This is a genomic window from Bacillus sp. 1021 (assembly GCF_014534735.1).
Classification (GTDB): domain Bacteria; phylum Bacillota; class Bacilli; order Bacillales; family Bacillaceae; genus Bacillus; species Bacillus siamensis.
In genome coordinates this window covers 449,583-469,778 of the sequence record NZ_JACVSR010000001.1, presented here as the reverse complement: position 1 = coordinate 469,778, position 20,196 = coordinate 449,583, and the positions used below count along the sequence as shown (strand labels likewise).

At 43.8% G+C, this 20,196-nt stretch carries 22 protein-coding genes, 1 pseudogene and 1 riboswitch; of the genes and pseudogenes, 7 read left to right on the top strand and 16 right to left on the bottom strand.

Annotated elements, in window-relative coordinates; genetic code table 11:
• Nucleotides 1-57 precede the first annotated feature (57 nt).
• The 5 genes from ICW23_RS02590 to ICW23_RS02570 all read right to left on the bottom strand — a co-directional run bounded on the left by ICW23_RS02590 (nt 58) and on the right by ICW23_RS02570 (nt 5,317).
• Nucleotides 58-1,971 (bottom strand): heavy metal translocating P-type ATPase, encoded by a 1,914-nt coding sequence (locus tag ICW23_RS02590; RefSeq protein ID WP_095240799.1) that lies wholly within the window; start codon nt 1,969-1,971, stop codon nt 58-60.
• Nucleotides 1,972-2,216: 245 nt separating this feature from the next.
• Nucleotides 2,217-2,711, bottom strand: a complete 495-nt coding sequence (gene stoA / locus ICW23_RS02585; RefSeq protein ID WP_095240800.1) for an endospore biogenesis thiol-disulfide oxidoreductase StoA — start codon at nt 2,709-2,711, stop codon at nt 2,217-2,219.
• 62 nt (nt 2,712-2,773) lie between these two features.
• Nucleotides 2,774-4,114 (bottom strand): polysaccharide biosynthesis protein, encoded by a 1,341-nt coding sequence (locus ICW23_RS02580; RefSeq protein ID WP_095240801.1) that lies wholly within the window; start codon nt 4,112-4,114, stop codon nt 2,774-2,776.
• A gap of 112 nt (nt 4,115-4,226) precedes the next feature.
• Entirely contained in the window at nt 4,227-4,850 is a 624-nt protein-coding gene (locus ICW23_RS02575) for a cell wall hydrolase (protein ID WP_016936330.1), read from the bottom strand.
• 272 nt (nt 4,851-5,122) lie between these two features.
• On the bottom strand, nt 5,123-5,317 hold the full coding sequence (locus tag ICW23_RS02570; protein ID WP_012117423.1) for a hypothetical protein: 195 nt from the start codon (nt 5,315-5,317) through the stop codon (nt 5,123-5,125).
• Between the two features lie 163 nt (nt 5,318-5,480).
• On the opposite strand from ICW23_RS02570, the gene ICW23_RS02565 reads away from it, so the two are divergent.
• Entirely contained in the window at nt 5,481-5,666 is a 186-nt protein-coding gene (locus tag ICW23_RS02565) for a YkvS family protein (RefSeq protein ID WP_003232446.1), read from the top strand.
• 73 nt (nt 5,667-5,739) lie between these two features.
• On the opposite strand, the gene ICW23_RS02560 is transcribed toward ICW23_RS02565, so the two are convergent.
• Nucleotides 5,740-6,015 carry a DUF3219 family protein gene (locus tag ICW23_RS02560; protein WP_016936332.1) on the bottom strand — a complete coding sequence of 92 codons (276 nt, stop codon included), beginning with the start codon at nt 6,013-6,015 and terminating at the stop codon, nt 5,740-5,742.
• Nucleotides 6,016-6,457: 442 nt separating this feature from the next.
• Between ICW23_RS02560 and ICW23_RS02555 the strand changes: the two genes are divergently transcribed.
• Nucleotides 6,458-6,697 (top strand): hypothetical protein, encoded by a 240-nt coding sequence (locus ICW23_RS02555; RefSeq protein WP_021493770.1) that lies wholly within the window; start codon nt 6,458-6,460, stop codon nt 6,695-6,697.
• A gap of 83 nt (nt 6,698-6,780) precedes the next feature.
• Here the strand turns inward: ICW23_RS02555 and ICW23_RS02550 are convergent, their stop codons facing one another.
• Together ICW23_RS02550 and ICW23_RS02545 are read right to left on the bottom strand one after the other, a co-directional pair.
• Nucleotides 6,781-7,086 (bottom strand): hypothetical protein, encoded by a 306-nt coding sequence (locus tag ICW23_RS02550; protein WP_016936335.1) that lies wholly within the window; start codon nt 7,084-7,086, stop codon nt 6,781-6,783.
• 12 nt (nt 7,087-7,098) lie between these two features.
• Nucleotides 7,099-8,514: a lipase gene (locus tag ICW23_RS02545; protein WP_188153998.1), complete on the bottom strand. Its 1,416-nt coding sequence runs from the start codon at nt 8,512-8,514 to the stop codon at nt 7,099-7,101.
• A 50-nt stretch (nt 8,515-8,564) separates the two neighbouring features.
• Between ICW23_RS02545 and ICW23_RS02540 the strand changes: the two genes are divergently transcribed.
• Complete coding sequence (locus ICW23_RS02540) at nt 8,565-8,927, top strand: DUF1433 domain-containing protein (RefSeq protein WP_016936337.1); 363 nt, start codon at nt 8,565-8,567, stop codon at nt 8,925-8,927.
• A 38-nt stretch (nt 8,928-8,965) separates the two neighbouring features.
• On the opposite strand, the gene ICW23_RS18875 is transcribed toward ICW23_RS02540, so the two are convergent.
• Nucleotides 8,966-9,313 carry a hypothetical protein gene (locus tag ICW23_RS18875; protein WP_223152191.1) on the bottom strand — a complete coding sequence of 116 codons (348 nt, stop codon included), beginning with the start codon at nt 9,311-9,313 and terminating at the stop codon, nt 8,966-8,968.
• 522 nt (nt 9,314-9,835) lie between these two features.
• On the opposite strand from ICW23_RS18875, the pseudogene ICW23_RS02530 reads away from it, so the two are divergent.
• Nucleotides 9,836-10,454, top strand: a pseudogene (locus ICW23_RS02530) (IS3 family transposase).
• A gap of 157 nt (nt 10,455-10,611) precedes the next feature.
• On the opposite strand, the gene queF reads toward ICW23_RS02530, so the two are convergent.
• The 6 genes from queF to ICW23_RS02500 all read right to left on the bottom strand — a co-directional run bounded on the left by queF (nt 10,612) and on the right by ICW23_RS02500 (nt 15,458).
• On the bottom strand, nt 10,612-11,106 hold the full coding sequence (queF, locus tag ICW23_RS02525; RefSeq protein WP_003154673.1) for a preQ(1) synthase: 495 nt from the start codon (nt 11,104-11,106) through the stop codon (nt 10,612-10,614).
• 18 nt (nt 11,107-11,124) lie between these two features.
• The gene (gene queE, locus ICW23_RS02520) at nt 11,125-11,856 is read right to left on the bottom strand and encodes a 7-carboxy-7-deazaguanine synthase QueE (RefSeq protein WP_016936344.1); all 732 of its coding nucleotides are present in this window, start codon (nt 11,854-11,856) and stop codon (nt 11,125-11,127) included.
• A complete protein-coding gene (gene queD, locus ICW23_RS02515; RefSeq protein ID WP_016936345.1) occupies nt 11,849-12,289 on the bottom strand; it encodes a 6-carboxytetrahydropterin synthase QueD in 441 nt (146 codons plus the stop codon). Before queD ends, queE begins: the two co-directional genes overlap by 8 nt.
• Entirely contained in the window at nt 12,290-12,949 is a 660-nt protein-coding gene (gene queC, locus ICW23_RS02510) for a 7-cyano-7-deazaguanine synthase QueC (protein ID WP_003154679.1), read from the bottom strand.
• A gap of 96 nt (nt 12,950-13,045) precedes the next feature.
• A riboswitch (PreQ1 riboswitch) is annotated at nt 13,046-13,090 on the bottom strand.
• Between the two features lie 110 nt (nt 13,091-13,200).
• Nucleotides 13,201-14,322, bottom strand: a complete 1,122-nt coding sequence (locus ICW23_RS02505) for a hypothetical protein (protein ID WP_188153997.1) — start codon at nt 14,320-14,322, stop codon at nt 13,201-13,203.
• An 89-nt stretch (nt 14,323-14,411) separates the two neighbouring features.
• On the bottom strand, nt 14,412-15,458 hold the full coding sequence (locus tag ICW23_RS02500; RefSeq protein WP_188153996.1) for a YkvI family membrane protein: 1,047 nt from the start codon (nt 15,456-15,458) through the stop codon (nt 14,412-14,414).
• A 348-nt stretch (nt 15,459-15,806) separates the two neighbouring features.
• Here ICW23_RS02500 and clpE point away from each other — a divergent pair, with 348 nt between their 5' ends.
• The 3 genes from clpE (at nt 15,807) to motB (ending at nt 19,642) form a co-directional block, all read left to right on the top strand.
• Nucleotides 15,807-17,903 carry an ATP-dependent protease ATP-binding subunit ClpE gene (gene clpE, locus ICW23_RS02495; protein ID WP_049628371.1) on the top strand — a complete coding sequence of 699 codons (2,097 nt, stop codon included), beginning with the start codon at nt 15,807-15,809 and terminating at the stop codon, nt 17,901-17,903.
• Between the two features lie 166 nt (nt 17,904-18,069).
• Complete coding sequence (gene motA / locus ICW23_RS02490) at nt 18,070-18,885, top strand: flagellar motor stator protein MotA (protein ID WP_013352039.1); 816 nt, start codon at nt 18,070-18,072, stop codon at nt 18,883-18,885.
• Nucleotides 18,857-19,642 carry a flagellar motor protein MotB gene (gene motB / locus ICW23_RS02485; RefSeq protein WP_095240808.1) on the top strand — a complete coding sequence of 262 codons (786 nt, stop codon included), beginning with the start codon at nt 18,857-18,859 and terminating at the stop codon, nt 19,640-19,642. Before motA ends, motB begins: the two co-directional genes overlap by 29 nt.
• 35 nt (nt 19,643-19,677) lie before the next feature.
• Here motB and mhqR read toward each other — a convergent pair whose 3' ends face one another.
• A complete protein-coding gene (gene mhqR, locus ICW23_RS02480; RefSeq protein WP_016936351.1) occupies nt 19,678-20,124 on the bottom strand; it encodes a MarR family transcriptional regulator MhqR in 447 nt (148 codons plus the stop codon).
• Nucleotides 20,125-20,196 lie beyond the last annotated feature (72 nt).

The window sequence follows — 20,196 nt, the reverse complement described above, 5'->3', positions numbered from 1 at the left end:
GTTTATGCTGTGAACGAACATTTAAAAAAACAGCCGCCCGATGTGCGGCTGTTTTGTTTATTTTAATAATCTGAGTCCGTTCAGTATGACCAAAATCGTGCTTCCTTCATGCCCGATAACGCCAAACGGCAGTTCCATCACCTGCAGGAAGTTGGCGCAAATCAACAGGCAGATGACCGAGAGCGAAAAAACGATGTTCTGCTTAATAATCCGGTTCATTTTCCGTGAGAGCCTGCACATTTTCACAAGCTTATGAAGATCATTTTTCATCAGGACCAAGTCAGCCGTCTCTAAAGCCACGTCCGTTCCCCCTCCCATCGCAATACCGACGTCAGCGGTTTTCAGAGCGGGCGCGTCATTAATGCCGTCTCCGACCATCGCGATGGTGCCGTACGTTTCTTTCAGTTTCTTCACTTCCTCTGCCTTTTGGTCAGGCAGACAATCGGCAACAACCGTCGTCATGCCAGCCTCTTTTGCGATGGCAGCCGCTGTTTCAGGCTGATCTCCGGTAAGCATGGCCGTTTTAATCCCAAGTGATTCAAGCTCAGCCATTACGGCTTTTGCTTCTGGCCGGATTTGATCCTTTAACGCAAAACAGCCCGCTATCCTGTCATCTTTCTTAACAAAAACCAGCGTACAGCCTTTATCTTTTAACTCATTTCCCGATGTTTTCAAAAAAGCGTCTGCATCCTCTTTCCCTGCAAATCCAGCTTTTCCGATCATCCATTTAGCGCCTTCTATATCGGCCTGAACACCGAATCCGGACGTCTCGTCAATCGATGTATGGCCTGCAGGCACAGCGCCCCGGCTTTCGGCAAATTCAGCTATCGCCTTTGCAAGCGGGTGGCTTGATTGCTTTTCAATCGCATACACCGCTTGCATGATCTCATCCTCATTCACATATTCCGCCGCTTGGAATGCAGCAACTGCAGGCTGTCCCTTTGTGACCGTGCCTGTTTTGTCAAAAGCAATCATCCGGACGCTTCCCAGCTGCTCTAAAAACACACTTCCTTTAACCAACAATCCGTTGCGGGCTCCATTTGAAATAAGAGAAAGCGCAGCGGGCATAATGGAAGCGACAAGAGCGCACGGGGAGGCGACCACCATAAACACCATCGCCCGATAAAAGGTTTCACTCCAGCTCCAGCCTAAAGCAAAATGAGGAACGAATAAAAGCAAAGCCACGGCTAAAAGCACGCCTTTTACATAGACACTTTCGAAACGCTCAATAAATGCCTGAGCCGGTGACACGCTGTTTTGAGCCGATTCCACCAGACGGATGATTTTTCTGAATAGAGACTGCTCATTTGTTTTCGTAACTCGGACCGTTAAAGAGCCGTTTCCGTTTACCGTTCCTGTAAACACAGAATCTCCGGCTGTTTTTTCCGCCGGCATCGATTCACCCGTCAGCGCCGATTCATCAAGACTCGTCGCGCCTGACTCGATGATCCCGTCTGCCGCTACGCGTTCGCCCGGCTTAATGACGATCATGTCGCCGATCTTGAGTTCAGCGGCCGGCACCCGCTTTTCCTGTCCGTCTTTAAGCAGGGTCGCTTCCTCCGGTTCCAGTTTCATCAAGGAGGTTAAATCACGGCTGCTTTTATTCATCGTATACGTTTCCAGCGCGCCGCTTAACGAAAAAATAAAGATAAGAACAGCGCCTTCCGCCCAATACCCGATAAGGGCAGAGCCGACAGCCGCAAAAATCATCAGAAGTTCAACATTTAAAGCCTTCGTCTCCAGCGTATCTTCAATTCCTTCTTTCGCTTTTGCAAATCCGCCGATCACAAAGGCCAGGATATACAAAGTAACGGACAGGCCTTTTGCTTCGGTGAAAAACCAGGCCGCAAGAATAAGGGCGCCCGATACGAGAGCCGCAATGAGTTCCGCATGCTGGAGCCACTTTTTTCCGGACCGCTCTTCTTGAGTCTGCTGTTGTGAATGGGTTTGAGTCACCACTTGTTCATTCATTATGAATTCTCCTCTCTAATTGAGAACGCAAATCATCTTCATTTCCCTGATAAAAGCAAAACTGCCGCCTTACAGGCAGCATTTTCACAGTAATATCGCGGTGTTTTTCTTTATTATAGCACGCCGGCGAAAGATTTCAATTATAATTGTTTTAATTTCTTTTTGATAATAATTATCATTATAATCCCTTCAGCTGTTCATGATATGCAAAAAAGGAGCGGGAGGAAATCCCCCCCCGCACCTTTTTATTTCTCAGACCATTCTTTTAATTGTGAAGCGGTCATCGGACCGACGATCTTTTTTTCGATCTCTCCTTTTTCATTCAGCAGAAATGACGTGGGAATCGTCATGATCCCGTATTCCTTCATAAGCTCGCCCTTAGAGTCAAGAACGACCGGGAATGTGAGATGGTGCTGATTGACAAAGTTTTGAACGGCCTCTTTGTTTCGCTCAGCATTCATGAGATTTACCGTTACAAGACGTACATCATCGGATTGATGCTGTTCATAATACGTTTGAAACTGCGGCAGTTCTTTTTTACACGGCGGACACCACGATGTCCAAAAATGCAAAATGGTTTTCTGCCCTTTATTTGGGACCGATATCTCGTCTCCTTCAATCGTCTTCATCAGAAACACGGCGGGAACTGCCTGTTTTTCTGATGAGGCTTTTGCTTCAGGCATCCAGAGAGCGGCAGCTATCAAAAGGACTGCGCATGCAATAAGACGGTTTTTATGCATAAGATCTTCCTTTCACGCGTTTCGGATAGCTTGCCCCTCCTTACTGAAATGTATCAGCCTTTTCAGCTCTCGATCCGGGGCGCTGTTCTTCCGCCGCCGGTCAGGAACACGGAGACACCGAGGTCTTTGCAGATCGTCGCGTAATGTAAACTTGTCAGAAGAATCATGCCGGTATTCATACCGAGTATAATGCCGAGCATTTGCAGATTCGGCATAGAACCAAGCACATACATCATCGAAAGACCCACAATGCTGCTCCATACATTATGATAAAACGCCGTTTTCACATGACCGATGCCGATCAGACAGGCTTGAAGCGGCATCACAAACAGCTGAAAAAGAAAATACGGCCATAAAAGCTGCAAAAAATACTGCGCTTCCGGAGACTGAAAAAATAAATGGGTCAGCGGGCCGGCGAACTGAAACATGAACCAGACTGCCGGAATGCCATAGCCGAATGTAATAAAAATCGCTTGTCTCAGCCGTTTCAGTACAATGTCATATTGAGACAGCGCGTACGCTTCTGAAATGCTCGGAATCATGACGACCATCAGTGAATGAGCGATAAATGCGGGAAACGAACCGATCGTCACCGCTACACCGGCAAGCATGCCGTATTGATCAATCGCGGCTGCCCCGGCCGCCCCTGAGGCCAGCAGCGCTCCTTTTACTAAAAAAGGTTCAATGGCATTTGTCACCGCGTGAAAAATACGAAGCCCCGTTGTCGGAATGGATACCGCCAGAAGACGTTTCCGCACATCCTTGCCGCGGAGATGAATGTGCTGATGGCCGGAAAGCGTCCTCCTCGCCAAAATAAACTGCGTATACAAGTATACGAACACCACGACATCACTTGCGACCAGCACAAATAACGAGATGAGCACGGCCATATCAATTTCAAAAGAGTACCATTGAAAAAAGATAAACAGACAAAGCACTTGAATGATTTTTTTCAAAACATTCGCAACCGCGATTTTCCCCATCTGCTGCACACCCATAAAATAGCCTCTGGCGATGGATGTAAAAGCGACGACGGGAATCAGCCCGATGACAATCCCTTTAATAAAAGGGTGGTACGTATCGAATACAGGAATGAACGGCAGCGCGATGCTTGCGGCCGCGGTTGAAAACGCGGTAAATACGGCGGTCATTCTGAAGGCATGCCGGAGCATGCTTTCATGCAGCTTCTGATTGGATTCCGCGATGAATTTTGAGATGGAGATCGGAAGCTCCAGACTGGCGATCACGATAATGAGAAAAATGGTGGGCAGAATGCTCATGTAAAGCCCCATCCCATGCTCGCCAAGCTCCCGCGCCAGTATCATATTCACGACAAATTCCAGACATTCAGCGAAAAAGGCGGCGATGGATAAAAGAATGATCCCTTTCACAAATCGATTCATGGTGTCTCTCCTTGTCTCTCGTTCTTTCATCATCATATGAGACAAGTTCTGAAAATATTTTCGATTTCTTAAAATTGAAAAAAGCATAGCCGGGATATTTGTCCCGCTATGCTTACATAGCAAATACGTGTCTGCCGATCCGTTCGATAATTTTTCGGGAACGGATCCAGTGGTCAGAAGCTGTTTTCGGATTGTAGAAAAACAATGCGTTCGTTTCTCTGCCCGGATGGTTAAGCGCCTCATTTGCGGCGGCGATGGAATCCTTATCCGGCTTTTGATTAATGCTTCCGTTTGCTACCGGTTCAAATGCATTCCTTTGATAAATCACACCCCGAATGGTATCCGGGAAGCCTTTCTTTTCAGTCCGGTTCAGCACGACGCTGGCTACCGCGACCTTTCCTTTATAAGACTCACCCTTCGCTTCTGCGTGCACGAGACGTGACAGAAGTTCCCTGTCGGCACTGGAATACGTCTTTTTCGGCGGCTGATAAGCCGTTTTCTCCGGTTTGGCTTTCTGCTCAAGATGAGATGACAGCTTTATCAGATGGATCGAATGCTTCTGGTCAGTTTTTGAAAACTTCGGAACCGAACTATTTCTATTTAAATCAGCAACCAGTGTGCTGGATTCTTGCTTTGGCTTCTTCGCTAAAGTAAACAGAGCTTCTGTATGTTCAATTTTTGTTGCAGGCATAAAACAAAGAAAAAAGACAGCCAAGGCAGCAAATTTTGTCGTCATACGCTTTCCTCCTTAAATACTTCACTACCTTAACAAGAGCAGTGCGCAAATTCACGGTTAAAGATTTTCCAGCACTCCCAATCAGCTTTTATGATGGAAGAAGTTCGTTAACGGCCTTATTATTGGCAGAAAAACGGCCGTCATTTTCACAACATTAACCAAATTGCAGTAAAAGTATCCATCGGAGGGATTTTACATTTTGTTTACATCTGTTACAGCAAGATGAAATGAGCAGCGAAAACAAAAAAAGACTCCTCATATGCGAGGAGCCGTCAGCTTCTTGGCTGTTCTAAATACTGGAAAACAACATCTCCGCCCTGCTGTGCAATACCGCGGAAATGCTTAAAATCTTCCTGCTTCGATAAAACCGCTCGAAATGCAAGAAAATGTTCTTTCTGCACCCTGAATTCTTTGATTTCACCGGTGCGCATTTGGTTGATACGTTCAGATATTTCTTCAGGCAGCAACGAACACAGCCTCCTTTTCTCGGCTTTTTCCCGAAAATCAATATACCATCTTTCCCCCGCCGGGACAATGATCGAGCAGGCCGATACCCATATCGCTTTACTTCTTAAAGAAAATACTGCAAAATATTTTCAAACAGGATTTATGATAAAGGAGAGGAAGCTCGTGAAAATTGCTAAGGTTGGAAACGTCATTGAATTTAAAAACGGATTAACCGGTGTTGTTGAAAAGGTAAATGAAAACTCCGTCATCGTTGATGTAACCATCATGGATAATTATCGTGATCTTGAATTAGATTCCCTCACTGTCGTCAACCATAAAAATTATAAAATCATCAGAGACTCCTATTAACCCCCACTGAACAATCCGAACCATTTACATATCCCGCACAAAAGCTGCCGCCCGGCAGCTTTTTCAAATGATTTCAGATTTCCGTCATTTCAATGAAAAAATCTCCGGTCTCATCTTTATTGTAAAGATTTGTGATGGATGTATGGTAGTTGGTTATTTTGCCGCGGAATTCAAGGCCCCGATCGGGCGCCTTAATTTCAAATGTTTTTTCATACAAAAGGACGGCAATGTCATGATACGTTTCAGAGGTCACCTTCAATATAAATGAGATGACGCGGCCGTTTTTGCCCGCACTTTCTTTACAGTCATACATTTCAAGCCTTACACCGTTTAACTCTAACGGCTCCATGACGAACACTCCTTCTTTTTACAGGACATGCTATCATGCTGATCATTCATTTACAATTGTTCCGCTCCGGATAAGAAAAAAACGGCGCAGGCCTTTACAAACATACGTTCCCTATTTTATAATGAAACAGACGAGCTGCCATCCAGCACCCGTCACGTAATGAAGCGGCGAGTACACTCCCCCCGGGTTTACTCGTCTTTTTCTTTTCTCCAGATGATTTCTCTTTTCATTATACAAGGTCTGTGCGGATATCATGCACCTTTCCGGCGGCGCACCACAGACGAAAAATACCCCCGCTTAAAAGGCGGGGTTTAGGTTGTAGAGTTTGTAGAGGAGAATTCTACAAACCGTTAAACAAAACCATTGAAATATTGGATTGTCCAAATTTCGGACAATCAAAAGTATTGCAATAGCTGTTATACTGTAAGGAGAGGTGAACGGGATGGAGAAACAAATATTAGAAGCTATTCAGCAGTTATCAAAGGACATTGCTGAAGTTAAACAGGATGTAAAGGAAATCAAGGATACAGTTTCCCGTATAGAGGAAAATGAACCTGAAGAAGTTATGTCGATGCTCAAATTGATCAACAAGAACATCGAACTTGATCATAGTTATAACGATAAGAAATTCTCTAGTTTAGAAAGACGTATTCATGAATTAGAAGAGAGATTGAATAACTGAGTATTTTCGCAGACGTCTGCGAATTTTGCTACATCATAAGTTAAAAAGACCCCCTCACATCTAAAGTGAGGAGGTTGTTTTAATTATTTAGTCCTTATACTCCTCAGAAAAGCACTTCTGTTCTCTGTAGCATTTGTCAGCATTGTCGCATTTTCATTAAGCCTTTGTACTAATGCTTCTTTAGCTTTACCTTCAAATGAAGAGAGTAAAGCAACATACACTTCAGCTATAACCTGTTGTGCTGAAGAAAAGTCTGATGCGTTTTTTGTGTCTTCTTTTAGGTTCTGGCAATGAGTTTTTAAACTTGAACCCACAATTTTTTTTAATTCCTCATTCTGTTGTAACCGTCTGTAAAATTCATCTGCATCCATATTAACTCCATATGGCAATTTAAATCCCCCTTATAACCGTAACCAGCTTGCTAATTCATTATCCTTATCTTTTAAATCCTCAGCCATTTTAACAATAAACTCACTAATATCCTCTAAATCTCTAATCAAATAATGAAGAGAAGCCTCAGTTTGATACTGTTCTTCTGAGTCATAAAATGCTGCCCCATCTTTCACATAAGGTGCGTGAAACAATACAGCTTTATCAACATCGCTTGGTTCTAGATCCTTGAATTCTCCCAATCTCTTACCACAAATCGATTTTACGTCATACACCATTTTGCTGTGATCATGAGGGAATCGTTCAATTGCTTGTTTCTTTGTTTTTAAGTCTTCGATAGCTGCCTGTAATCGTTTAGCTAATTCTTTTGCATATTTAGCATCCACTTTAATTGTCTGGCCATTTATGCCTGAGAAAGATGAGAATGATTCGATATTCTGGTTATAAACACCTTTGCTGCCATCAACACTCTGGATATTACCATTCTTATCAAATTTAAAATTCGAATCATTTAAACTATGAGTATCAGGATTTTTTGCAAATGCTTGGCCATAGAAAGAAGTAATCAAGTTGGTCAAAATACCAGGAACTCCGTAAGAAGAAATTAGTCTTTGAGCTCGATCTTGACGTGCGATGCTTGGATCTTTCGTATATATGGTTGTTCCGTTGTGTCTGTCGTATTCTAAAAACCATCCTGAGCCCACCATATCATCAGGGTTAATAATTGCCTTATGATACAAATCAAATTCGCCATTTTTGATTTTATTCTGTGTTTCTTCATCGTGCAGTTTAACAATGGAAGGGTTGTTAAAAGCTACACTGTAAACGTTATTGTTTACACCAGCGTATTCCGCATCTGCCCCTCCAAGTGAGTGACCTGTTGTCGAAATCACTGTGTTAGTGCCAGCATACTTTTTCACTTCATTGGCAACGAGCTTATCACCTTGATCAAATTGAGATGTCTTAGTGACAATTTTGTATTCTCCACTCTTAATCATCATTGCTTGTTCCATACTGCCGTTATACTTGGCAATAGCTTTAGAGTTTTCAGACGCATCCTTTTTCATTATGTATTGGACTTTCTTTTTCGGGTCTTTACCCATGACTACGTTGCCGCCATCTGCACTTATAACATCAGCTTTAATTTGTTCCTGATTTGTTCCTTGAAAACCAATAACGACATTTTCTGGTTCTTTTGGTTTTACCCATTTGCCTTCTTTTTTCTTTGCTTGGACAAATACGTAAACATCTAGGCCTGTGTCTGGGTCTTTTTTGATTTTATCTACGTAAAAAGCCTTTTTTGAATCATTTACAAGTGGTGTCTTATTTTCATAGGCTTTTTTCATTTTCTTTTCACTGTATGTATTTTGACTGAGAGAAAAATAGTCTTCATCTGATAGATTAGGTATGTCGGTCTTTGTATTCATGTACAATGCCCCTTCCCTCATGTAAAATGTAAGACAGAAAGGATGGTTTTATGAAAAAATACATAATTATCCTTATATCTCTGGTTATTATAACACTTGGAGGGATATTTATGAAGGAACAACACGACAAAAAAATGGAAGCCCAAGAAGCTAAAAAAGAAGAATTGTATTCTTTGGCTAAAAAAAGAATGACTGACTTTATTAAAACAAACTATAAAGGTATTGAACAAATTAATTACACTGATGATTATGAGGTAAACCCAATGGGTGGCATTGAAATCAATGGTTACCTCAATGGAAATAAGAAAAAAGAAATATGGGGAATCTATGATAAAGGTAATGACAAAGTCATATCTTTCACTGTAGATGCAACCGAGAAGCCTGAGTGCGAAGATAACGTATGTGAGTATTAAGTAAAAAAATGCTCTATCCAGTTAAGGATAGAGCTTATTTAATCCTGAATTGTTGTTAATCCACCATCATCAAAATATAAATATCTGTTGCCGCTATATATCCATTGTTCATTAGTTCCATAAGCCGTTGTTGTTTTGTTTACATCCATCGGCTTTCCCCAGTCATCTAATAACAATACATCTGATTTAGACATTCCAATTTGAATTGTTTTTTCGTTATGGTCTGTCTCATCTTGGCTTAGTTTCACTTCTGTTGTATTAATAAGAGTTAATTCTTTATCATCGTTTTGACACCTATAAACCTGTAATACATTATCTTCAGGTTTTGCAACTGGATCATATTTTAAGGTATAACTGTGTGCCTTATCATTTTTATTTGGCAGCACAAATACTTCATTTATTGAGCATGTTTAATTCCTTCCACATTCAATAACATTTAACCTTAAATTCTCTTGAATTGTATCAGTGACATTCCCCAACAATATTAACCTTTTCCTCATCCGATAAGTTTTTGAAATTGGATTTTGCTGATAACGAGATATCATAAACTTGGTCAGGTGATTTTTTCATTTCATTCATCCATACATTATCAAAATACTCACTTACTTTTTTATTATCTTTAGTTTTTCAAGCAATTTCATCTAACTTTGTAGTGTCTAATCTGTTTATGTACATAGGTACGCTACTGCTAACCCTAGTATAACTATAAGGAGAGACACAAGCCCAATAACCTTCTTTTTTTCATACAGACGCCCTCCTAAAAAGGACTCCTATTGGAATCCTTATAAATAAAAATCACTTATTTGTATAGGGGGACTGCCCCCATAAGATGAGACAAATAAAAAAACACCTTCAAGTTTGGAAACGGATGATTGTTAGCCGAAATTAGACTTGGAGGTGTTATTTCTATGGGGACAAGAGTGAGTTATCCGGTTGAAGTGAAACAGAAGGCTGTAGAAATGAGATTGGCAGGCGTGCCTGTGAAGGAGATCATGCAGGAATTGAATATTAAGAATAAGACACAGGTTCAGACATGGGTTAGATGGCATAAGACTGGGGATACACATCGATTCGAACAGCCTGTCGGAAAGCAATATACTTATGGAAAAGACCCGGCGTATTCTTCCGAATTAGAGAAACTGCAGGCAGAAAATCGTTATCTGAGACAACAGAATGAAGTGTTAAAAAAGTACAACGAATTGGAAAGGAAGTTGATAGGGAAACGACAATCAAACTGGTAGAAGAATTGCGTTCTGTTTATATATCTTATGAGTATCAGAAAGCTGTTAAAACAAAAGGCATTACCATGAGCATATCCCGCAAAGGGGCGCCCGCTGATAATGCCTACATCGAATCGTTTCATTCCTCACTAAAGTCTGAAACGTTCTATCTTAACAGCATTGATCGAACTACGACGGCCATCGTAGAACGTACTGCCATAGAATACATTCATTATTATAACAATATTCGTATTCAAACGAAACTAAACAGCCAATCACCGATACATATCGGCAATTGGCTGTATGAAGGTGTTTTGATCCCTGTCTCAAAAACGGGGGTCAGTCCCTATTGGGTCACACTTTTTGACGCAGTTCCCACGAGTAGAGCCATTTTCAGATGTGACTTTTCCCACTTTTACCGTGTCCCCACTTCGTTTCGCACTCCGTATCACACAACGGAATGATTAACGGTTGTCAATCGTCTCCGGATACATATCATGATTCATCATGCGATGTTCGGCCATTTTTTCATATTTTGTTCCCGGTCTGCCGTAGTTTGTATACGGGTCAATGGAGATTCCGCCTCTTGGCGTGAATTTGCCCCATACTTCAATGTAGCGGGGGTCCATTAATTCGATCAAGTCATTCATGATGATGTTCATGCAGTCCTCGTGGAAGTCTCCGTGGTTGCGGAAGCTGAAAAGATACAGCTTTAACGATTTGCTTTCCACCATTTTTTCGTCCGGAATATAGCTGATGTAGATGGTTGCAAAATCCGGCTGTCCCGTTTTCGGGCATAGCGACGTAAATTCCGGGCAGTTGAATTTAACGAAATAATCACGGTTCACGTGTTTATTCGGAAATGATTCCAAAACCTCCGGCGCATATTCAAATAAATAGTTTGTCCCTTGATTCCCCAGGAGCGTAACTCCTTCTAATTCTGATTCTTTTCTTGTCATGTAAATTCTCCCTTTCTATTAAACTCCCCGTTTATTGCCCCAAAGCAATGTATGAAGCTGAGGCAGGACTCTGACGAGATTCAGATCTGAATCAGCAGAAACCTTATCAACGAGTTTTTCATATTTTTCGAGCAGATGCGCAATTAATGCCCGGTCATCTGTCGTGTGGACATTATCGTTTCCGACCTGAAGATAAAACGGGATATTCGGATACCGCTTATGCACGGTTTTCGCGAATTGCAGATCTTCATCATTAAAAATGACGACCTTTAAGCTGACTGCGCTAAGCCTTTCAGCCGCATCAAGCGAAGATACGATGTGATCGAGCTTTGCAAAGTCGGTTGTCATCCCTGAACTCGGCGGCTTCGGTGAAATCGTCAGGTCGTTAATCATTGTAAACCAATCCTGATAGACCGTTCCCTGCGTTTCTAAAGCGGCGCGCACACCATGTTCTTTCAGCAGCAGAATCAGCGCGTCAAGCTGCTTTAAGAGCGCCGGGTTTCCTCCTGAGATGGTAACATGGGAAAAGGCGTCTCCGCCGATTTCTCTCAGCTCGCGGTAAATGTCTTCCGCCGTCATCCAGCGGATATCTTTTTTGGCTGAGCCGTCCCATGTAAAGGCGGAGTCGCACCAGCTGCAGGAGTAGTCACAGCCTGCCGTGCGGACGAACATGGTTTTCTGGCCGATGACCATGCCCTCTCCTTGTATCGTAGGTCCGAAAATTTCTAAAACCGGGATTCCTTTAGCCATTCAAATCACCTTTTTTCGGGCGGTATACGCAATAGCTTGTCGGGGTTTCCCTGACAAAAACCTGGACGCAGACCGGCTGATTCTCCAGTGTTTCAAGGTAGGACTGAACTTTATCGTAAATCGTTTTGGCTACGACTTCGGTTGTCGGCAGCGAATATCTATCATCATCGGAAAATTCATCATGGTCATTCAGCAATGTATGATCATAAGCGCCGTGCACCAATTTCTTCAGCACGCTGAAATTCACGAGAAAGCCTGAATCATCCAGTTCATCCCCTGCAACTGTAATATTTACTGTATACGTGTGGCCGTGGACTCTGCTGCACGCTCCGGCACTTTCACGGGGAATAAAGTGCGCTGCTGAAATGTGCATGTCCTTATTCAGCTCAAACGAATAAGGATGCTGAACCTGCGGGTAAATTTGAGAAAGCAATTAGTTCCGCTCCCCTTTCATTTTCATATATTCATCATATCCTTTATTGCGGAGCAGGCATGCCGGGCATTCTCCGCATCCGTCCGCAATGATGCCGTTATAGCAAGTCAATGTGTTATTCTTTACAAAATCAAGCGCGCCGAGCTCATCAGCAAGTTTCCATGTTTCCGCTTTGTTCAGCCACATAAGCGGCGTATGAATGACGAACGGCTTTTCCATCGCCAAGTTGACGGTGACATTGCAGGACTTGACAAACTCGTCCCGGCAGTCAGGATAGCCGCTGAAATCAGTCTCGCATACACCGGTGATGATGTGGCGTGCGCCGATTTGATATGCAAGAATCGATGCAAAGGATAAAAATACGAGGTTGCGCCCCGGCACAAACGTTGTCGGCAGTTCTCCGTCCTTCGCTTCAATTTCGATATCATCCCGTGTCAGCGCGTTTGGCGCAAGCTGGTTTAAAAGAGACATATCAAGCAGATGATTTTTGACACCGAGCTTTTCGGCAATCGATTTAGCTACATCAATTTCTTCTTGATGACGCTGATTGTAATGGAATGTAACGGTTTCTACTTCTTCAAAGTTTTGCAAAGCCCATAATAAACACGTCGTGCTGTCTTGGCCTCCGCTGAATACCACAACCGCTTTTTCTTTTTTCATGTCTTTCTCTCCCTTATCTATCATTCAATAAAAAAAGCGCCTTTCTCGGAGAAGGCGCCCTAAAAAACATAAAAAAACCGTATCCAAGGATACAGCTCGTCCTTAGTTTTTTATAGAGGGTGTAGCTAGAACCTCTCCCGCATCAATACGGATTTTCTTCTTTTTTTCACTTTTGCTATCATACCATAATGCCGCTTCCCGTGACAATAAAAAAAACAGCCTGAAACATGTGTCAGGCTGCAAAAACCGATTTAAGCCCGGCTTTTCTTTTTCGGAAATGCCATCAGTGCAATCCCGATCAGCACAAATAAGGCAGGCCAGAAAACAGAAACCGGGATGATCGGCTGATACATCATCGTAAAGCATAGCGCAGTCAAGGTCAGAACCGCAACCGGAATGAGCAGCGCCTTTTGTTTCCCGCCGAACAGCCACAGTTCAAATAAACCGAATGCCGCTGCCAACAGATAAACAGGCCATGTCACACCGGAATAGGCCCAATGGGTCGCCGTTTCAAAAACAAACAAGATCCCCGTAACCAATAAAATGCCGCCCGGTACGAGAAGTCCTGCGTTTTTGACCGGTTTCGGACCGAAAATCGGAATGTGAAAAGCGGCTGCAAGCAAAAGAATGAGTGCGGGCCAGCCGCGTTCGCTGATGACTTCATTTACATTGGTGAATATGCCGAAAATCCCCATTGCGCACAGAATCGCAGCAGCAGCCAAAAGCCCTCTTTGCTTTCTGCCGAACAGCCAGGCTTCAAACAGGCCGAATGCAACGGCAAAGAGGTAGACAGGTGATGTCATAGTTGCGTATGTCCAATCCGTCAGCGTTTCAAACCATAACAATCCGCCAATCACAAGCAATGTTCCGCCCGGAATGAGAAGGCCCGTTCTTTTTTTCGGCTGCATGAAGGCAGCGGCGTGAAACAGAACCGCTACTGCAATGATCAAAAGCGGCCACAGCCCTGTCAACAGCATACCGGCAAAGCATAGGGCACCCGTCCCTGCCAAAATCAAAGCAGGAATCAATACGCCGACCTTTCTCCCGCCGAAATACCACAGTTCAAACAGACCGAGAGCAGGCGCCCATATATAAACAGGCCACGTCACGCCTGAATACGCCCATCCCGTTGCGGTCTCAAAACAAAACAGGCAGCCCAGCACAAGAAAAAGACCGCCGGGAACGAGCAGTCCCGTCTGTTCAGGCGTTTTTTTCGAAAAAACAAATCCGGCGTGAAACCCCGCGGACATTATAATGAAAAGAAACGGCCACGCCGAACCGGCGGAAAGATGTATAACTCCCGCCTTCTGTAAAAAAAACGCAATGCCGATACAAATAAAAATAAATCCCAATAATACACGTCGATCTTTCATCTCTTACTCCTCCCCATCATTTCCCAATTCATTATACAGAAGTGGCAGGAAAAAAGAAGGGGAATTCCCAAAAAATACAGACATTTTCCTTATTTACATTGTTTTTCTTTCGGGACTTTTTTGCAAACCAATGCGCCGATAAAAGCCAGACTCACATACCCAAACACCGGATAAACGGTAGAAATCAGCTGTCCGTAGCCGATTTGACTGACAATAAACGCAAACATCAAAATGCCGCCGTAAATATATGTACTTTTTATATGAAGAAAACTGTTTAATTGTTTTTCCAATCCGTATAAATTGCCGATAACCGACGTAAACACTTCCCCGAAAATAATAAACAAATAGATGATATGGAGCGAGCGCGAATACAAATACACAACTTGAGCCATCGGGATGTCAAACTCCAGTACATCCGGCAGCACCGATAATGATAAGAAGCTCGCGGCAAGCACCAGTGTCAACAGAGCGCCGCCTAAATAAGCCCCCCTTCTGATCACTTTCTCTGATGACATTTCATTCGCAAGCGGCACAAGAACAGCTTGGGCGAGTGATAAATTTAACGCGCCGTAAGAGACGGCGGACAAAACCCAATTCCACTTGTCAGGCCATACCCATTCGTCCGCATTTCTCGTGCTTGTAAATACAAATGAATCAGCTGTCACGATAAAAGAGAAAGAAATTAAAAGCGGCACAACCAATATATTGACGCCGAACACACCTTTAACACCGCTTGTCATGACGGCAAAGCTCAGTACGATCGTCAGAAGGATCCCCGCCTGTGCGGGCCAGCCAAGCTGCTCATGAAACAGCGCTCCAGCTCCGGACAGCATGACGGAGGTCACTCCAAGCAAGATAAACATCATAAATATGTTCACGGCGCGGCCGATGGACCGGCCGAATAAATATGTGTTCAATTCCTGATAAGATGCTGCATGAATCCGTTTGGAAATAATCATGATTTTGGCGCCTAAATATGTAAACATTAGACCGCTTACCATAATACCGAACAGACCGATCCAGCCAAACCTCAGAAAAAATTCAACGATTTCCCGTCCCGTGGCAAAACCGGCTCCTACAACCGTTCCTACGTATACGAATGCAAGCTGACTTGCAGAACCTTTTCTTTGTCCCATTTCACCCTCCGGCTATGCGCAGATTTGTCCAGGCCTTTTTATCAGCATATGAGACAAGTCGCCTGAAAAGAAGAACAAATCATCCTTCCCCAAAAACGAATTCAGCTCTCCCCTTTAAGCAAAAATATTGAAAGAAAAAAAGGACCGGCGTATACTCTTCATCAAGAAAGGTCAAACATTTGGAAATGCCGCTTTTCATGCTGTAAACTTTGATTTTTCGCGGTTTAAAACAAAACACTTGAAAGTCAAAGAAGGTCAGAGTATACTATTAATCAAAGAAGGTCAAAGTTAAGACCTTATTTTCTAATTCATTTGGTCAAAGAAGATCAAACAAGGAGGTTTTGGCAAATGCGTTGTCAACACTGTCAGAAAAACGAGGCGACGATTCGCCTGAACATGCAAGTCAATTCCATTCAAAGACAATTCGTTTTATGTGAAACATGTTATACAGAATTAACCCGCAAACCGGCTATGAGCATGGGTCCGCAATCTTTCGGATTCCCGTTTGAGCAAGGCTTCGCTCCCGGTCAAAATAAACAGCAGGACAGCCGTAAAAAGGGTCTGCTCGATGAGCTCGCTCAAAACGTCACAAACGGCGCAAAAGCAGGTCTGATTGACCCTGTGATCGGACGCGATGATGAGGTGGCGCGCGTAATTGAAATTTTGAACCGCCGGAATAAAAACAACCCGGTGCTTATCGGTGAACCCGGTGTCGGCAAAACGGCTATTGCAGAAGGTTTGGCACTTAAAATCGCTGAAGGCGATGTGCCGAACAAACTGAAAAACAAAGAACTTTATCTGCTTGATGTCGCTTCCCTCGTCGCCAACACAGGAATCAGAGGCCAGTTTGAAGAAAGAATGAAACAATTAATGAACGAATTAAAAGAGCGGAAAAACGTCATTTTGTTCATTGACGAGATTCATCTTCTCGTAGGCGCCGGCTCTGCCGAGGGATCAATGGATGCTGGAAACATCCTGAAACCGGCGCTGGCCAGAGGCGAACTGCAGGTCATCGGGGCGACAACGCTGAAAGAGTACCGCCAGATTGAAAAAGATGCAGCGCTTGAAAGACGCTTCCAGCCTGTCATGGTTCATGAGCCTTCTATCGAACAAGCCATCAGCATTCTTGAAGGCATAAAAGATAAATACGAGAAATACCACGGCGTCACATTCAGCGATGAAGCGATCAAAGCGTGTGTTACACTTTCTTCCCGCTACATTCAGGACCGCCATCTGCCGGATAAAGCGATCGACTTGTTAGATGAAGCCGGTTCTAAGGCAAACCTGGAGCTTGATACCGTAAATGAAGAAGATGCGGCTGAGAGACTTAAAGCAATTGACGCGGAGAAAACAAAAGCGCTTCAGGAAGAAAATTATGAGCTTGCCGCGAAACTGCGCGATGAAGAAGCGGCGTTGGAAAAGCAGCTGGCGCATGAAACACCGGCCGCTTCTTCAGAAATCGGGGCGGAGCATATTCAAGCCATCATTGAACAGAAAACAGGCATTCCGGTCGGAAAACTTCAGGCTGATGAACAAGTCAAAATGAAGGAACTTGAAGAGCGCCTTCATGAGCGCGTCATCGGTCAGGAAAAAGCCGTGAAAAAAGTGGCGAAAGCAGTCAGACGAAGCCGCGCCGGCTTAAAATCAAAAAACAGACCTGTCGGCTCCTTCCTCTTTGTCGGACCGACCGGGGTCGGAAAAACCGAGTTATCAAAAACACTCGCAGATGAACTGTTCGGTACAAAAGATTCCATTATCCGGCTCGATATGAGTGAATACATGGAAAAACACGCCGTTTCTAAAATCATCGGTTCACCGCCGGGATATGTCGGACATGATGAAGCCGGGCAATTAACGGAAAAAGTGCGACGCAATCCGTACAGCATCGTGCTGCTTGATGAGATTGAAAAAGCGCACCCTGACGTCCAGCATATGTTCCTGCAGATTATGGAGGACGGCCGTCTGACAGACAGCCAAGGCAGAACGGTCAGCTTCAAAGATACCGTTCTGATTATGACAAGCAACGCGGGAACCGGCGAAAAACAAGCAAAGGTCGGGTTCCAATCTGAAGAAAGCGTCATGGAAGAACAAACGCTGATTGATTCACTGAGCGCATTCTTCAAACCGGAGTTTTTAAACCGGTTTGACAGCATTATTGAATTCCAATCCCTGAAAAAAGAACATCTCGTAAAAATCGTCAGCCTGCTTCTCGCAGAGCTTGAAGACACATTAAAAGAGCGCGGCATCAGCCTGAGCGTCACCGATGATGCGAAAGAAAAAATCGCTGAAATCGGCTATCACCCTGCTTTCGGAGCACGCCCGCTCAGAAGAACCATCCAGGAATTGATCGAAGACGAAATGACAGATCTCTTATTGGATGACAATGAAATAAAAGCCTTCCATGTCGTAATGGAAGAAGACGGCATCAAAGTCCGTGCACAATAAGAAAAAGCGGTTCCCTGTCCGGGGAGCCGCTTTTTTGTATCTTTTTCCATGCCGGAGGGCAGAAACTGTGAAGAATTCGGCAACAATTTCGCATTCACCCTAAAGTTCCATCCACTGCCACCGATATTAACCATAGAAAGCTAGTATAAAGGATTTGGTGAAAACTATGGATAAAACATCGATTATCGGTATCATCCTCGCCCTGATTGCTTTAAGCGTGGGCATGGTGCTGAAAGGGGTCAGCTTAAGCGCACTCGCTAACCCGGCAGCTATTCTGATTATTTTGTTCGGTACGATTTCAGCGGTGATCATCGCATTCCCCGGAAAAGAAATCAAAAAAGTGCCTGCCCTTTTTAAAGTGCTGTTTAAAGAAAACAAACAGCTGACCATTGCGCAATTAATTCCCATGTTCTCTCAATGGGCGCAAATCGCCAGACGGGAAGGTCTGCTCGCATTGGAGGCAAGCATCGAAGACGTGGATGACGCGTTTTTGAAAAACGGACTGAGCATGGCGGTTGACGGACAAAGCGCAGAATTTATCAGAGATATTATGACTGAGGAAGTTGAAGCGATGGAGGACAGACACCAGGCCGGCGCGGCTATCTTTACCCAAGCCGGCACATATGCGCCGACACTCGGCGTTTTGGGTGCGGTCATCGGTCTTATCGCCGCTCTTTCCAATATGAACAATACCGAGGCGCTCGGACATGCCATCAGTGCGGCGTTTGTCGCCACCCTTCTCGGGATCTTTACGGGATATGTACTATGGCATCCTTTCGCCAACAAGCTGAAACGGAAATCAAAACAGGAAGTCAAACTGCGTGAAATCATGATTGAAGGCGTTCTGTCGGTGCTTGAAGGACAGGCGCCGAAAGTGATCGAACAAAAACTTCTCATGTATCTCCCTGCGAACGAACGAGCAAAAGTCATTGAACAAGAAGGAGAGGCAAACAATGGCGAGAAAAAAGAAGAAGAAGCATGATGACGAGCATGTGGATGAGTCTTGGCTGATCCCGTACGCGGACCTTCTCACCCTTCTTTTGGCTCTGTTCATTGTATTGTTCGCCATGAGTTCTGTCGACGCGGCGAAATTTCAAATGCTGTCTAAATCATTTAACGCCGTTTTTACAGGAGGCACGGGGGTCCTTGAATATTCAAGCGTCACTCCTCCTGAAAACGAAAAAGACGGCGTTGATCAGTTAAAAAAAGACAAGGAAAAAGATAAAGAACAGAAAAAGAAAGAAAGAGAAGCAGCCGACCGCGAAGAACTTGAAGGCGTGCAAAAGCAAGTCAATCAATTTATAAAAAACAAAAAGCTTGAAACTCAGCTGGAAACAAAGCTGACTAAAGAAGGACTCTTAATTACCATTAAAGACAGTATCTTTTTTGATTCCGGACGGGCGGATATCCGTCAGGAAGATATACCGCTTGCCAAGGAAATCTCGAATCTCCTTGTGCTGAATCCGCCAAGGAACATTATCATCAGCGGGCATACGGACAATGTGCCGATTAAAAACTCACAATTTCAATCAAACTGGCATTTAAGCGTCATGCGGGCTGTCAACTTCATGGCTATTCTTACAGAAAACCCGAAACTTGATGCAAAAGTATTCAGCGCCAAAGGTTTCGGTGAGTATAAGCCGGCTGCGTCGAACAAAACCGCGGAAGGACGCAGCAAAAACAGGCGTGTCGAAGTATTGATACAGCCTAGAAACGCCGCGACTGACCAAAATCAGTAATATAAAAAAGGAAGCCTTTCAAATGGCTTCCTTTTTTATTTCTGATGAAAATGTTTAGCGTTTAATCCCACTCTTTTCAGCATTTCCGTACACATTTCTATCTCCTCATCACTCAGCACACTGATCATTTCTTTAATTTCGGCTGCATGATCAGGGAAAATATCGTCCAAAAGACGGATTCCCTTTTCGGAAATCTGTGCGAAAGTCACCCTCCTGTCAGTCGGCGAGGCTTTTCTGATGAGAAGTTCTTTTTTCTCTAATTTGTCAACAACGTATGTAATACTTCCGCTCGCTAATAAAATTTTGTCGCCGATCTGCTGCAGCGGCTGGTTGCCTTTATGATACAGCAGCTCAAGCACAGCAAATTCTGTCGGATTCAGGCCGTGCTTATGAATATGTTTATTCATATGGTCGTTTATGGACCGGTATGCACGCGACAGTACAATAAATAATTTCAATGAGTTTTCTGTTTTATCCGTCATACATTCAATCATCCTTTTTGCAAAAGAAACCGTTACAGAGAAACATTAATAAACAAAATGAAAAATGTCAAC

Excerpts from the sequence above, each read along its gene's own strand:
- ICW23_RS02590 (WP_095240799.1), bottom strand. The coding sequence starts at position 1,971 with ATGAATGAACAAGTGGTGACTCAAACCCATTCACAACAGCAGACTCAA.
- stoA (WP_095240800.1), bottom strand. The coding sequence starts at position 2,711 with ATGCATAAAAACCGTCTTATTGCATGCGCAGTCCTTTTGATAGCTGCC.
- ICW23_RS02580 (WP_095240801.1), bottom strand. The coding sequence starts at position 4,114 with ATGAATCGATTTGTGAAAGGGATCATTCTTTTATCCATCGCCGCCTTT.
- ICW23_RS02575 (WP_016936330.1), bottom strand. The coding sequence starts at position 4,850 with ATGACGACAAAATTTGCTGCCTTGGCTGTCTTTTTTCTTTGTTTTATG.
- ICW23_RS02560 (WP_016936332.1), bottom strand. The coding sequence starts at position 6,015 with ATGGAGCCGTTAGAGTTAAACGGTGTAAGGCTTGAAATGTATGACTGT.
- ICW23_RS02555 (WP_021493770.1), top strand. The coding sequence starts at position 6,458 with ATGGAGAAACAAATATTAGAAGCTATTCAGCAGTTATCAAAGGACATT.
- ICW23_RS02545 (WP_188153998.1), bottom strand. The coding sequence starts at position 8,514 with ATGAATACAAAGACCGACATACCTAATCTATCAGATGAAGACTATTTT.
- ICW23_RS02540 (WP_016936337.1), top strand. The coding sequence starts at position 8,565 with ATGAAAAAATACATAATTATCCTTATATCTCTGGTTATTATAACACTT.
- queF (WP_003154673.1), bottom strand. The coding sequence starts at position 11,106 with ATGACAAGAAAAGAATCAGAATTAGAAGGAGTTACGCTCCTGGGGAAT.
- queE (WP_016936344.1), bottom strand. The coding sequence starts at position 11,856 with ATGGCTAAAGGAATCCCGGTTTTAGAAATTTTCGGACCTACGATACAA.
- queC (WP_003154679.1), bottom strand. The coding sequence starts at position 12,949 with ATGAAAAAAGAAAAAGCGGTTGTGGTATTCAGCGGAGGCCAAGACAGC.
- ICW23_RS02505 (WP_188153997.1), bottom strand. The coding sequence starts at position 14,322 with ATGAAAGATCGACGTGTATTATTGGGATTTATTTTTATTTGTATCGGC.
- ICW23_RS02500 (WP_188153996.1), bottom strand. The coding sequence starts at position 15,458 with ATGGGACAAAGAAAAGGTTCTGCAAGTCAGCTTGCATTCGTATACGTA.
- clpE (WP_049628371.1), top strand. The coding sequence starts at position 15,807 with ATGCGTTGTCAACACTGTCAGAAAAACGAGGCGACGATTCGCCTGAAC.
- motA (WP_013352039.1), top strand. The coding sequence starts at position 18,070 with ATGGATAAAACATCGATTATCGGTATCATCCTCGCCCTGATTGCTTTA.
- motB (WP_095240808.1), top strand. The coding sequence starts at position 18,857 with ATGGCGAGAAAAAAGAAGAAGAAGCATGATGACGAGCATGTGGATGAG.
- mhqR (WP_016936351.1), bottom strand. The coding sequence starts at position 20,124 with ATGACGGATAAAACAGAAAACTCATTGAAATTATTTATTGTACTGTCG.